Source organism: Glycomyces sp. NPDC050141 (assembly GCF_055586545.1).
The window spans coordinates 19,977-31,742 of the sequence record NZ_JBVJHZ010000040.1; the positions used below are offsets into that span (position 1 = coordinate 19,977).

At 66.5% G+C, this 11,766-nt stretch carries 15 protein-coding genes; 5 read left to right on the forward strand and 10 right to left on the reverse strand.

The window, feature by feature from the left end; translation table 11 throughout:
- Positions 1 to 3: 3 nt before the first annotated feature.
- Genes galK through ACZ60M_RS20620 form a run of 4 tightly spaced genes read right to left on the reverse strand, consistent with a single transcriptional unit; the run spans position 4 to position 4,076 of the window.
- The gene (gene galK, locus ACZ60M_RS20605) at positions 4 to 1,200 is read right to left on the reverse strand and encodes a galactokinase (RefSeq protein ID WP_465420377.1); all 1,197 of its coding nucleotides are present in this window, start codon (positions 1,198 to 1,200) and stop codon (positions 4 to 6) included.
- The gene (galE, locus tag ACZ60M_RS20610; RefSeq protein WP_465420379.1) at positions 1,187 to 2,158 is read right to left on the reverse strand and encodes a UDP-glucose 4-epimerase GalE; all 972 of its coding nucleotides are present in this window, start codon (positions 2,156 to 2,158) and stop codon (positions 1,187 to 1,189) included. Before galE ends, galK begins: the two co-directional genes overlap by 14 nt.
- On the reverse strand, positions 2,155 to 3,249 hold the full coding sequence (galT, locus tag ACZ60M_RS20615; protein WP_465420381.1) for a galactose-1-phosphate uridylyltransferase: 1,095 nt from the start codon (positions 3,247 to 3,249) through the stop codon (positions 2,155 to 2,157). The genes galE and galT overlap by 4 nt, the downstream gene beginning before the upstream one ends.
- Positions 3,246 to 4,076: a DeoR/GlpR family DNA-binding transcription regulator gene (locus tag ACZ60M_RS20620; RefSeq protein ID WP_465420383.1), complete on the reverse strand. Its 831-nt coding sequence runs from the start codon at positions 4,074 to 4,076 to the stop codon at positions 3,246 to 3,248. The genes galT and ACZ60M_RS20620 overlap by 4 nt, the downstream gene beginning before the upstream one ends.
- Positions 4,077 to 4,194: 118 nt before the next feature.
- Between ACZ60M_RS20620 and trpS the strand changes: the two genes are divergently transcribed.
- Both trpS and ACZ60M_RS20630 read left to right on the forward strand, forming a co-directional pair.
- On the forward strand, positions 4,195 to 5,211 hold the full coding sequence (gene trpS / locus ACZ60M_RS20625; RefSeq protein ID WP_465420384.1) for a tryptophan--tRNA ligase: 1,017 nt from the start codon (positions 4,195 to 4,197) through the stop codon (positions 5,209 to 5,211).
- A complete protein-coding gene (locus ACZ60M_RS20630) occupies positions 5,211 to 5,789 on the forward strand; it encodes a 2'-5' RNA ligase family protein (RefSeq protein ID WP_465420386.1) in 579 nt (192 codons plus the stop codon). Before trpS ends, ACZ60M_RS20630 begins: the two co-directional genes overlap by 1 nt.
- A 496-nt stretch (positions 5,790 to 6,285) precedes the next feature.
- Here ACZ60M_RS20630 and ACZ60M_RS20635 read toward each other — a convergent pair whose 3' ends face one another.
- The 5 genes from ACZ60M_RS20635 to ACZ60M_RS20655 form a co-directional block, all read right to left on the reverse strand.
- Positions 6,286 to 6,651, reverse strand: coding sequence for a hypothetical protein (locus ACZ60M_RS20635; protein WP_465420388.1), 366 nt, complete (start codon positions 6,649 to 6,651; stop codon positions 6,286 to 6,288).
- A 3-nt stretch (positions 6,652 to 6,654) separates the two neighbouring features.
- Positions 6,655 to 7,188 (reverse strand): hypothetical protein, encoded by a 534-nt coding sequence (locus tag ACZ60M_RS20640; RefSeq protein WP_465420390.1) that lies wholly within the window; start codon positions 7,186 to 7,188, stop codon positions 6,655 to 6,657.
- A gap of 320 nt (positions 7,189 to 7,508) precedes the next feature.
- A complete protein-coding gene (locus ACZ60M_RS20645; protein WP_465420391.1) occupies positions 7,509 to 8,228 on the reverse strand; it encodes a WXG100 family type VII secretion target in 720 nt (239 codons plus the stop codon).
- Positions 8,228 to 8,584, reverse strand: coding sequence for a hypothetical protein (locus ACZ60M_RS20650; protein ID WP_465420392.1), 357 nt, complete (start codon positions 8,582 to 8,584; stop codon positions 8,228 to 8,230). Before ACZ60M_RS20650 ends, ACZ60M_RS20645 begins: the two co-directional genes overlap by 1 nt.
- Positions 8,584 to 9,024, reverse strand: a complete 441-nt coding sequence (locus ACZ60M_RS20655; protein ID WP_465420394.1) for a YbaB/EbfC family nucleoid-associated protein — start codon at positions 9,022 to 9,024, stop codon at positions 8,584 to 8,586. The genes ACZ60M_RS20650 and ACZ60M_RS20655 overlap by 1 nt, the downstream gene beginning before the upstream one ends.
- A 474-nt stretch (positions 9,025 to 9,498) precedes the next feature.
- Between ACZ60M_RS20655 and ACZ60M_RS20660 the strand changes: the two genes are divergently transcribed.
- Together ACZ60M_RS20660 and ACZ60M_RS20665 are read left to right on the forward strand one after the other, a co-directional pair.
- Positions 9,499 to 10,524: a hypothetical protein gene (locus tag ACZ60M_RS20660; RefSeq protein ID WP_465420396.1), complete on the forward strand. Its 1,026-nt coding sequence runs from the start codon at positions 9,499 to 9,501 to the stop codon at positions 10,522 to 10,524.
- Positions 10,521 to 10,781, forward strand: a complete 261-nt coding sequence (locus tag ACZ60M_RS20665; protein ID WP_465420398.1) for a hypothetical protein — start codon at positions 10,521 to 10,523, stop codon at positions 10,779 to 10,781. The genes ACZ60M_RS20660 and ACZ60M_RS20665 overlap by 4 nt, the downstream gene beginning before the upstream one ends.
- A 60-nt stretch (positions 10,782 to 10,841) precedes the next feature.
- On the opposite strand, the gene ACZ60M_RS20670 is transcribed toward ACZ60M_RS20665, so the two are convergent.
- On the reverse strand, positions 10,842 to 11,198 hold the full coding sequence (locus ACZ60M_RS20670) for a TFIIB-type zinc ribbon-containing protein (RefSeq protein ID WP_465420399.1): 357 nt from the start codon (positions 11,196 to 11,198) through the stop codon (positions 10,842 to 10,844).
- A gap of 194 nt (positions 11,199 to 11,392) precedes the next feature.
- Here ACZ60M_RS20670 and ACZ60M_RS20675 point away from each other — a divergent pair, with 194 nt between their 5' ends.
- Positions 11,393 to 11,722 carry a hypothetical protein gene (locus tag ACZ60M_RS20675; RefSeq protein WP_465420401.1) on the forward strand — a complete coding sequence of 110 codons (330 nt, stop codon included), beginning with the start codon at positions 11,393 to 11,395 and terminating at the stop codon, positions 11,720 to 11,722.
- Positions 11,723 to 11,766 lie beyond the last annotated feature (44 nt).

An 11,766-nucleotide genomic window follows, 5' to 3' on the forward strand; every position in this document is an offset into this window, starting at 1 on the left:
CGCTTAGCTGACGCGGTGCGCGCCTGCCGCCGCGCGGGCCACGAAGACGCGCGGGGTCGGCAGGCCCTTGGCGGCCGCCGCTTCCAGCACCGCCGCTTCGACCTTCGCCGCAGCGGCCGACTCGACGAGCGCGATCGCGCTGCCGCCGAAGCCGCCGCCGGTCATGCGGGCACCCAGGGCGCCGGCGCCGAGCGCGGCGTCCACGGCCGAGTCGAGCTCGACCGAGGAGACCTCGTAGTCGTCGCGCAGCGACACGTGCGAGGCCGTGAGCAGGTCGCCGATCCCGGACACGTTGCCGCGCTTCAGGATCGCGACGGTCTCGAGCACGCGCTCGTTCTCGGTGAGGATGTGGTGCATCCGCCGGTTCAGGCGCTCGTCGTCGAGCTTCGCGTGCTTCGGCGCGTCGCGCAGGAACGGGACGCCGAGCTGGCGGGCCGCCTCCTCGCAGTCGGCGCGGCGCAGGCCGTACTCGCCGTCGACGTGCCGGTGCGGGGCCTGCGTGTCGATGACGAGCATCGTCAGGTCCTCGGCGGCCAGGTCGAAGGGGACCTGCTCGCGCGAGAAGTCCCGGCAGTCCATGAACATGACGTTGCCTTCGGTGCACAGCAGCGAAGCGGACTGGTCGAGGATGCCCGTGGGCGCGCCCATGTACTCGTTCTCGGTCTTCTGCACGATCCGCGCCAGCTCGGTGCGGTCGATCTCGTGGCCGAAGATCTCGGCCAGCGCGATGATCACCGAGCATTCGAGCGCGGCCGAAGAAGAGAGGCCGCCGCCGTGCGGCACATCGGAGTTGATGGCGATGCGCACCGGCTCGACCGGGTAGCCTGACTCGTTCATGGCCCACGCGACGCCCGCGAGGTACCCGGCCCAGCCTTCGACGCCTTCAAGGGAGTCGGCGCGGACGGTGTCGCCGTCGCCGTACGTGGAGTGGAACTCCCACGTGTCGGCCCTGGCGACGGCCGCGACCGAGTAGAACGGCAGCGCGAAGGGCATCACGAAGCCCTCGTTGTAGTCGGTGTGCTCGCCGATGAGGTTCACGCGGCCGGGCGCGGCCCACAGGCCTTCGGGTTCGGTGCCGAACACGTCGCGGAAGGCGGCCGCGGCGGTCTCGGCGAGCTCCGTGGCGTGTGAATCCTGTATGGCGAAGCCATTCCCGTTCGGGTGGCGGTGGGCGACGGGCGGGCGGTCAGGAGTGGGCATGCTGGTAGTACTTCCAGGCGTCGGCGACCATGCGGTCGAGGGTGTCGCGGCTGGGTTTCCAGCCGAGTTCGGTGTGCGCGCGCTCCGAGGAGGCGACGAGTTCGGCCGGGTCGCCTGCGCGGCGCGGGCCGATGCTCACCGGGAAGTCGGTCCCGGTGACGGCCTTGACGGTGGCGACTACCTCTTTGTTGGAGAAGCCGTTGCCGTTGCCGAGGTTGTAGATCTTGTGCTCTCCGGCCTCGGCGGCCTTGAGCGCGAGGAGGTGCGCGTCGGCGAGGTCGGCGACGTGGATGTAGTCGCGGACGCAGGTGCCGTCCGGGGTCGGGTAGTCCTCGCCGAACAGGCCGAACGACTCGCGCTTCCCGGCGGCGGCCTCGAACGCGATCGGGATGATGTGCGTCTCCGGCTCGTGGTTCTCGCCGTGCCAGATCCCGCTCCGGTCCTCGTAGGCGCCGACGACGTTGAAGTAGCGCAGGGAGACCGCGGCGAGGCCGTACGCGGTGGCCTCGGAGGCGATCGCCATGTCGCTGGCGAGCTTGGTCGCGCCGTAGGTGGAGGTGGGGGCCTTGACGGCGTCCTCGCGGATCGGGACCTCGAGCGGGTTGCCGTAGACGGCGGCCGTGGAGGAGAACACGAGGGTCTTCACGTTCGCCTCGCGCATGGCGTCGAGCAGCGCGAACGTGGCGGCCGTGTTGGCCTCCCAGTAGATCTCGGGCTTCTGCATCGACTCGCCCGCGGCGATGAGGCCCGCGAAGTGCAGGACCCCGTCGAAGGTGGCGTCGAGGACCTCGCGGGCGTCGCGCACGTCCTTCTCCACCAGCACCGCCCCGGCGGGGACGCGGGAGGCGTCGCCGGTCGAGCAGTTGTCGAGCACGACCACTTCGTGGCCGGCTTCGAGCAGCATCGTGGCGACGATCGAACCGATGTAACCGGCGCCGCCGGTAACCAGATATTTCACAGCGCTCCCTTGAGAATGTCGGCCGACGTCTCGGGGCCCAGGTCGTGGACCCAGCCGCCCATCACGGACTCCGAGGACGCCAGGAACTTGACGCGGCCGGGGCCGCGGCGGATCGAGACGAGTTCGAGGCGCAGGCGGCCCCACTCGCGGTCCTCGCCGACGGGCGCCTGGTGCCAGCCGGCCATGTACGGCATCTGCTCGCCGGGGTAGGCGGCGTCGCAGCGCTGCAGGACCTCGAGGTACAGCGGCGCGAAGGACTCGATGTGGCCTTCGGGCAGCTCGGCGAGGTCGGCGAAGCGCTCCTTCGGGTAGACGTGCACCTCGAAGGGCCAGCGCGCCGCGTAGGGCGTGAAGGCGATCCAGTGCTCGTTCTCGGCGATGACCCGCGGGCCGGCGGACTCGGACGCGAGGATGTCCTCGTAGAGGTCGCGGCCCGTGGTCGCCTTGTGGCGCTTGGCGGCGGCGATGAACTTGCGGGTCTGCGGGGTGACGTACGGGTAGCCGTAGATCTGGCCGTGCGGGTGGTGGAGTGTCACGCCGACCTCGACGCCGCGGTTCTCGAAGCAGAAGACCTGGGCGATGTCGCCGCGCGCGGAGAGCTCGGCGGTGCGCTGGGCGAGGGCCTTGACGACGAGCTCGACGCGTTCGGGGCCGAGGTCCACGAGCGAGGCGTTGTGGTCGTCGGAGAAGACCACGACCTCGCAGCGGCCGGAGGCCGGGACCGCGATCTCCATCTCCGGGCCCACTTCCGCGGGCGGGAGCGGGCCGGGCTCGGCGAAGCCGCCGAAGCTCGGGAAGCGGTTCTCGAAGACCGCGACCTCGTAGTCGGGCGCGGGGACTTCGGTCAGCTCGTCGCCCGAGGACGGGCAGAGCGGGCAGGAGACCGGCAGCTGCGGGCGGTTCGAGCGCCCGGCGGAGACGGCCACCCATTCGTCGCGGAGCCGGTCGTAGCGGACCTGGCCGGCGCTGACGCGGTCGCCGAGGTCGCGCTTGTCGGCGTAGGCGGCGCGGCTGGTCTGCGGCCCGGCCGAGTAATAGAGGATCTGGCGGCCGTCGGCGAGGTCGCCGGACTCCGTGTGGATCGCGGTCATGGTCTCTTCTCGGTGGTGTTCGTGCGTTGCTTCCCGGGGCCGTGGTGTTCCGCTGGGACGGGTGCGAGCACGACCTGGTCGACGTGTTCGCGCAGTTGGCGCCGGGCCTCCTCGTCGAGGAGGGAGTCGGTGACGATGACGTCGGCGTCGTCGATGGACGCGATCGTGGCGATGCCGACGACGTCGAACTTGGTGTGGTCGGCGACGACCACGAGGCGGCGGCCCTTCGCGGCGAGGGTCGCGACGGTCTCGGCTTCGAGGAGGTTGGGGGTGGTGAACCCGGCGCGCAGGGACATGCCGTGGACGCCGAGGAAGACGGTGTCGACGTTGACCTTCTCGAGGGAGGCCACCGCGAACGGGCCGACGAGCGCGTCTGAAGGCGTGCGCACCCCGCCCGTGAGGATCACGGTCTGGTCGGCGCGCCCGGCGCGGTAGAACACGTCGGCGACAGGAACGGAGTTGGTGACCACGGTCAGGTCCGGCACCTCGGTCAGCCGGTGGGCGAGGGTCCAGGTAGTAGTCCCCGCGGAAAGAGCGATCGCCTGGCCAGGACCGACCAGGGTTGCCGCAGCATCCGCAATAGCCTGCTTCTCGGCTTCCTGGCGGACCTGCTTGACGGCGAAGCCGGGCTCGGCGGTGGAGCCGAAGTCGACGGCGGTGGCGCCGCCGTGGACCTTGGCGACGAGGCCGCGGTCGGCGAGGGTCTCGAGGTCGCGGCGGATGGTCATGTCGGACACGCCGAACTCTTCGACCAGCTCTGCCACGCGGACCGCACCGGTTCGGTGGACGCGTTCGGCGATCCGGCTCTGTCGCTGTTGCGCCAGCATGCCGCCTCCTCATGTTTCGAGAGCAGAGTGCTCAAGATCCAACACAATTAAACATCAGGATCGGCGGCGCCGCAATACCGGGTGGCCGCCTTCGCGACGTGGATGTCAGAATCGGTCCATGACCACTGCCGACCGCAAACCGCGCGTCCTGTCCGGGATTCAGCCGACCTCGGACTCGTTCCACCTCGGGAACTACCTGGGCGCGATCCGGCAGTGGGTGGCGATGCAGGACTCCACGGACGCGTTCTACTTCGTCGTCGACCAGCATGCGATCACCGTCGATCACGACCCAAAGGTATTGCACCAGCGCTCACGGGTGAGCGCCGCTCAGCTCCTGGCGCTGGGCGTCGACCCCGAGCGGTGCACGCTGTTCATCCAGTCCCAGGTGCCCGAGCACGCGATGCTCGCCTGGATTCTGAACACCGAGACCGGCATGGGCGAAGCGGCGCGCATGACCCAGTTCAAGGACAAGTCGGCCAAACAAGAACGCACAACCGTCGGGCTGTTCACCTACCCGATCCTCCAGGCCGCCGACATCCTGCTGTACCAGACCGACCAGGTCCCGGTCGGCGAGGACCAGCGCCAGCACCTCGAGCTGACCCGGGACCTCGCGATCCGGTTCAACACCACGTACGGCCAGACCTTCACGGTGCCCGAGCCCTACATCGTCAAGGAGACCGCGACGATCAAGGACCTCGCCGAGCCCGAGAAGAAGATGTCGAAGTCCTCGCCGTCGCCGCGCGGGTGCCTGTACCTCCTCGACGAGCCGAACCAGATGCGCAAGAAGATCAAGAGCGCCGTCACCGACTCCGACGCCGAGGTGCGGTACGACCCCGAGCACAAGCCGGGCGTGTCGAACCTGATGAACATCTACGCCGCACTGGGCGCCACGACGATCGAGAAGCTCGAGGCTGAGTACGCGGGCCGCGGCTACGGCGACTTCAAAACCGACCTCGCCGAGGTCGTGGCCGAGTACCTCGGCCCGATCAGTGCGAAGACCAAGGAGTTCCTGGCGGACAAGGCCGAGCTCGACCGCATCCTCACCGAGGGCGCGGTGAAGGCCCGCCACGTCGCCTCGCGCACGCTCGCCAAGGCCTACAAGAAGGTCGGCTTCTACCCGCCGGTGGCGCTTTAGTGGCGCCGACCGGCCCGACCGCACGGGGCGTCACCGTCGGCGTGGCGATCCCCGTGCCCGCCCCCTGGCGGCAGGCCCTGGACGACGCCCGGATCGCCTCCGGCGACCCCCTCGGCGGCATAGTCCCGGCACACCTGACCCTGTTGGGCCCCACCGAGATCCCAGCAGGCACGCTCGACGCCTTCAAGGCCCACCTGGAAGCGGTCGCCGCGGCCTGCCCGGCCTTCACCCTCCACTTGCGAGGAACGGGAACCTTCCGCCCCGTTACCGACGTAGTCTTCGTAGCCGTCGCCGAAGGCATCGCGGTCTGCGAACAACTGGAATCAGCGATCCGAAGCGGCCCAACCCAACGCGAACGCTCGTTCCCCTACCACCCGCACATCACGATCGCCCAGAACGTACCGGCCTTCGCCCTCGACCAGGCCTTCAACTCGATGTCCCGCTTCGAAGCCAGGTTCCGCGTAGACGCCTTCACCCTCTACACCCACCCCAGCCCAGGAGCCTGGACCGGAGAAACCCTCGCCGGAGCCCCCATCCCCTGGACCCCAAAGGTGACTTTCCCTCTATCCCCCACCTAGCCCAGGGACCTTGACGACCTCGAGCAAGTAAGGGTCATAGTCGTTCTCCGGGTCGACCACCTCGATTCCCACCCGAGAGAGCGCGGTTTCACCACGATAAGGAACCGTCGCCATACCGACGCATGAACTCGGCAACCCGCTCATGCGGAGGCCGACTCCCTGACGCCTTCATGATCACGCCTGAATCCCCAATGAGGAATACCGCCATTCCGACACGGAGCGAGCTGAGATCCTCCGATTCATGGCGCGCGAACACTGTCCAGCCAATTTCAAACCTCGCCGCACCCAGCGCATCAGTCGGATAGTCAGGGTGCCTTGCCTGGATATATTCGCGGACACGAGCGACTACTTCCACCTCATCCATCACGGGAAAGTCCGCCTTCCCTTTCTCACCGAACCGCTTTCTCACAGGCTCTCGACCAGGAACGTCATAACTGAGGCTAAACGACTCCCGCGGGGCGAACTGAAAGTCGCGATACGCCATTTAAGACCGACGCTAGCTGACGCCTTTGAACCAGGATTCGCGCTTCGCCCAGCTCAACAGCGACCCTTTTTCTTCAGGATCCCATTGACTTAGAATCGAGCGCACTTTACTCCGTCCTTCTTCAGTTGGATCGGAGTATGCAAGAGCACAGACTGAAACCCAGGCCAAAGAGACACTACCAACCCAGTCTGCATGTTGAAACTCAGGGCTGACAGCCCATTCCGAAAGTTTCCTGGTGAGGCTTTCATTTCCATTTGCCCTCATCCCGATTTGAACGATCGACCTACCTCGAACGATAATCGAAACTTCCGAGTTCTCGGCATTTGCAATCAGCTCAGCGCTGGATTTCGGGCCGAAATATTCGTCTTCTTCAAACATTTCCTATTTCCAATCATTCCAATCGAAATCCAAATCCCCGAACACCCGATCCACGATATCATCAGAGATTACACGAGCTTCCTCGGGCCATTTTGCGATATCACTCATTCTTTGATCCCGGAGCTCGATAAGTTGAGCTTCAATATCATCCAGGCCCATAGACCTAGCCGAATCTATCTCAACCTGATAAGCGCGATATTCCGAGCTTCCCAAGAACTCTCGATCATTAGCGCCCCGCATACCAAGCCATCCTGCGTCGCGGTCGTCGTAGAAATGACTCATTTCATGCTGTAGCGCAGAAAACGAGGCATTTGGGTCCAGCAATAGCTGGCCCGGATTTCCGGGAGACGACCCCGGGTTATAAGCGATTGCGTCTGAACGATAGATGATTTCAACTCCGTGAGACTCCGCTTCGGCGATAAGACGATCCCATTCTTCTGGATGAGTTTCCCTGCCAGGACCGAGTTCAGCCATCGGATCCCCGCCGGATTCGTACATGCCACTACTTGTGGTCGAACCAGAATCGTTGGTGTTCAAGGGGTCGGTCGCACCGATAGGCGTACTAGCGGTGGAGTTGCCGCCGACCTTGGCTTTGGTGCTTACAAGGACGGTTCTGACTGCTGCTGCGGTTCCGGTGATGCCGCCGCTTCCGGTGCCCCCGAGGTTTCGGCCGCTTGGGCCTCCTGGATCGGAGGCGCCGGTCGAATTGCCAGTGCTGCCAGGGGTTGTGGGACTCGGAGTTCCGCCGCCGTGCCTGAAGAGGCCGGTTGCCGCTATGAGGGCGGCGAAGAGTAGGAGCTTGCGCATGAAGGCGGGGGGTCCTGTTCTCTGCGTGAGGGCGTGTGGGGTGTCGGAGGTCAGGCGGTGAGGATGGTGTGAAAGGCCATGATGGATTGGACCGCTGCGGTGACCAGGGAGAAAGCCAGACCCGCGAAGCCGGCGATGATGCCGATCGCGTCGATGATGCACAGCGGGGTTGCGACACCGGCAGAGGCGGCGATCAGGCCGAGCCAGATGGGGATGTGGATCAGCAGGAGCGAGACCAGTTCAGCGATCACGTCGCGGATGAGTTCGTAGCTGATCTGGGCGAGGGTCGCGGCCCCTTCGGTCGCGGCCCGCATCCCGTCGAAGACCCATCCCATGCCGTCGAGCGCTGTCAGGTACTGGGTGTGGAGATCGCGGAACGCGTCAGCGGCCTTCCCAGTCCACTCGCCGGTTGAGGATTCCATGAGCGACTGCATTTCCGAGACCATCGCCCAGGCCTCGTTGGCCATGTTCGTCCAGGTCCCGGCGTGGGTAAGCAGGGCATCGGCGTCACCGGACAGTTCGTGGAGGAGGTCGTTGGTCCACTGGCATTGCTCCAAGATCCACGACACGCCTGAGGATGCCAACGTCCCGATCGGGTCGAGGTAGGAGAGGACTTCGAATGTCGCTCCAGCCCCGGCGAGCGCGTTGTCCATCCAGCCTTTGCTGTCGATCGCGGCGACCATGTCGTCGGCCGCGTCGAAAAGGCCGAACCCCTTGGTCGGCGAAGTCGGTGAGTGGTAGGCGTCGGCGATGAGTCCGTTGTCGCTCATTACAGTTCCCCCTCGATGGTGTCCAGTTCGCTTCCGGCTGCGGAGTCGGCGCCCTCGTAGGCATCCGCGCTCTGGTTCAGGGCGGCGATGTGGGTGTCGAGGGTGTCGGCGCCTTCGGGGATGAGTTCGGCGGCCGCGGCGTGCTTCATATCGAGCAGCGGTTCCAGCGAGGGGGCGAAGAACGGCGCGAGCGCACCGACGTCGTATTCGATAGAGTCCGAGGCCACCTGGAGCGCGGCGAACCGGTCCTTGAACGCTTCCAGGCGGGCCGAGTAGTCGCGCAGGGATTCCGGGTCGACCTCGAAGCCCGGGTAGAGGCCGGTGATCTGCTGGAAGTTGGGGAGGAAACCGTCCATCAGTTCGTCTCCTCGTCCAGGCGCAGGCGCTTGTCGAGGCCTGCCAAGACGGCTTTGCCCGATTCGGAGTCGGAGCCGATGGTGTCGGCGACGATCTCGCGGGTCTGTTCGGCGAGTTGGGTTTTCGCGGCCTGGACGGCTTCCATGATCATGCGGGCGGTGTCAGCAGGATGCTGGTTGAGCACGCGGGCCGACAGTCGAAGGTCGACCAGGCCGCCGGTGGAGTCGACTGTCGCTTCGGCAGTCTCAAACTCGTCGGTAGCGACAACTCGGAGGGCTCCGAGCTTTTCGGCCATGTCCTTCGTGGCCGACATCGACTGCTGCATGCGTTCCTGGAGCTCGGCCATGCGTGCTTGCGCGTCGCCGCCGGTGAACGATGGGCGGGGCGTGTTCGGGTCGCCGAAGTTCGCGAAGGGGCTAGGGGATCCAGTTGTGGGCACTTCTGTTCCGTTCTGGCCGTGGGGTTTACGGGCATTCACAGAATACTGGAGCTGCACAAACCGGTGGGGTACAGGCAAACTAGCCGCAGACGTGACCTCGCTCGCGAATACCCTCAAATCGGTGGCCTCGCATTGTGCGGGCGGAAGGGTGTCGTACCCGGGTGTCAGGGTTATAGACCGGGGGCCCAGAAATCGTCGTAACCCAAATCGTCTAGACACGTAAGCGCAGCAGGCGGATTCGGGGCGTGTCGGACCTTCACGAAAGGCGACATCCGTGCGATAGTCCAAGAGCGCGCAGTGCGCGTCTTCTCACGACAATCGAATATGGCCGGTGGGCCGCCTCACGACCGCAAAATCAATCGGCGGCCCACCTTTCACCCAACGGAAGGAAGCCCTCCGATGGCACAGTCCACCCTACGCGAAAACAGGCGTAGCGCAACTCATCAAAACGCGACGATGGTGAACCAGGCGCGCATGCGCGTGCTGGTTCAGCAGGCGTTCTACCAGCATGACTCCCTCGGTCCCGGCGCTCCGCTCACCGAGATCACCGGGTCGGGTGACGGCGACGGCTATTACGACTGGGCCGGGCGGCGGCTCTTCCTCGCCGACGGCGAACCCGACCCGATGTGCCCGGGCGCCTATCGCTACCAGCACAACCCGTCTTCATGCGATCTCGACGCCCCGGACTCCGACCCGCGCAGCCCCCGCTACGAGCCGATGCACTTGCGCCACAAGCCAGGCGACACGTGGATCATCGACACCAACCGCCCCCACGACCCGTTCGACCCCGGTCCGTTCGGCTCTCCCGGTTGGTACCCCGACCGGCGGACCGGACGTCACCGCCGCGACGAGACCCCCGACCCGCTTCCCGCCGAGGGATGGGTGAACCCCGGGAACGCCTGGTACCCCGGGATCGAAGCGCGCGAGGTCGAGGAGTCGGAACCCGAACCGCCGCAAGCGGACCCGCCGTGGCAGCGTCGGCGCGACCTGCCGCGCGACGGCGACGGCGACCGTCCCAGCCCCGGCCGGGGGCCGACGCCGCCGCGTTCCTGGCGGCCGAGTCCTGGGCCCAGCGACGAGGAACCGCGCGACAACGAAGATTCGCGAGGCCGGAACCGGTTCTGGGAGAGCGCGAACGAGAACGAGGAGCCCGAACCGTTCCGGTTCTCGCGCATGAGGGAAGCCGCGTTCGACCGGTTCATCGTCGGCTCCGCCGCGCTGCACGCTGCGCACTTCGCGCCCGAGAAGCCCTACCTCCGGGAACGACTGATGTGGGTGCTGCGCTGGTGCTTGTGGGTCGTCGGCTGCGGCCTCGTGCCGATGCCCGTTCCGCTCGGCCAGGAGGTCCGACCGCGTTGGGCCGCTTCCGCTGCTGCGACGCGTCCGGCTCCCGTACCGGCCGTGCCGCAGCAGCGAACCGTGCAGGTCTCGTCCGCGTCGCGGTTCTTCGCCGGGGCCGCGCACGGCCGCAGTGTCGCGGGATGGCAGGTGGCGCGATGACCGAACCCGCCAAGTGCGTCGAGACCATCGAGATCTCCGAGCGGCCGCTGCGCTTCTCGCTCATCCCGATCCAGGCCCGCGCCCGCATCACCTGCGACGACGAAGCGATCGGGTCCGTGATCCGCCTCGACACCGACCAGCCCGCGCTCCGCGTCTCGGCCCCGCTTGAAGCCGACTGGGCCGCAAAGCACTGCCCGCTTCTCATCGCGGAGGCCGTCCGCATCTGGAACGCCTCGGTCAAGGACTGTGAAGGCTGAGGGCAGACGACAGGGACCGGGCGGCGGGGCCGCTCGGTCCTTTTGCGTCGCTTCTCTGGGCTAGAAGTCGAAGAGGTCTTCGAAGACGCTCTTCTTTTTCTTCTTCTTGTAGTAGTAGTCGTCGCGGCGGTGGTCGTCGTAGTGGTCGCGGCGGTGGTCGTCATCGCGGCGCCGGTCGTCGTAGCGGCGGTCGTCGTGACGGCGGTCGTCGTAGCGCGGGTCGCGCGGCGGCGGGCCGGAAGGCGCGACGGCGGCGGGCGGGCCGGCGTGGAACGACTGCTCGAACTTCATCAAGTGCTCGAGCTCGCCGCGGTCGAGGAAAATGCCCTTGCACTCGGAGCACTGCTCCACGACTACGCCGTTGCGCTCGTACTGGTGCATGGGGTTCTGACATTTCGGACAGAGCATCTGCATCATGACATCAACCTATCGTGAATCGGCCATGTATGCCTAACCGCAGACGGGCTCTCCACCTGTGAGTTCTCTCAGCTGGAACGGGGATCGTAAGAAACCCGACGAACGGCGTCCACCCGTCGACACGGGCACGGAGTTCATGCCAGCGTCTTTGTGGTGCGGGCAATCCCCGCAAGTCGACTGAAATGGAGTGGACCGTGAAACGAATGATGATGGCGCTCGGCGCCTGCGTGGCCGCAACGGCGTTCACCCTGGGGACGGCGGCCGCGGCGCAGGCCGAACCGGCCGCGACCGCGGTCTGCTCGGCCGTCGCCGACGAGAACCGCGCGGTCTGGGCCGAGCCCGGCACGTCGGGCGGCACGGTCGGCTCCGTGGTCGCGGGCCGCACCTACGACGCCGACTGCGCCCTCGTCCCCGGCCAGTCCTACACCGCGTGCGGCGCGGCCACGAGCGAGTGGGCGTACGTCAACTACGCGGGCGACGAGTGGGGCTACGTTCCCAGCTCGTGCGTGACCTGGGCGTCTTAGACAAGTAAAGGGCCGCACGGGTTCTCCCGTGCGGCCCTCTCACT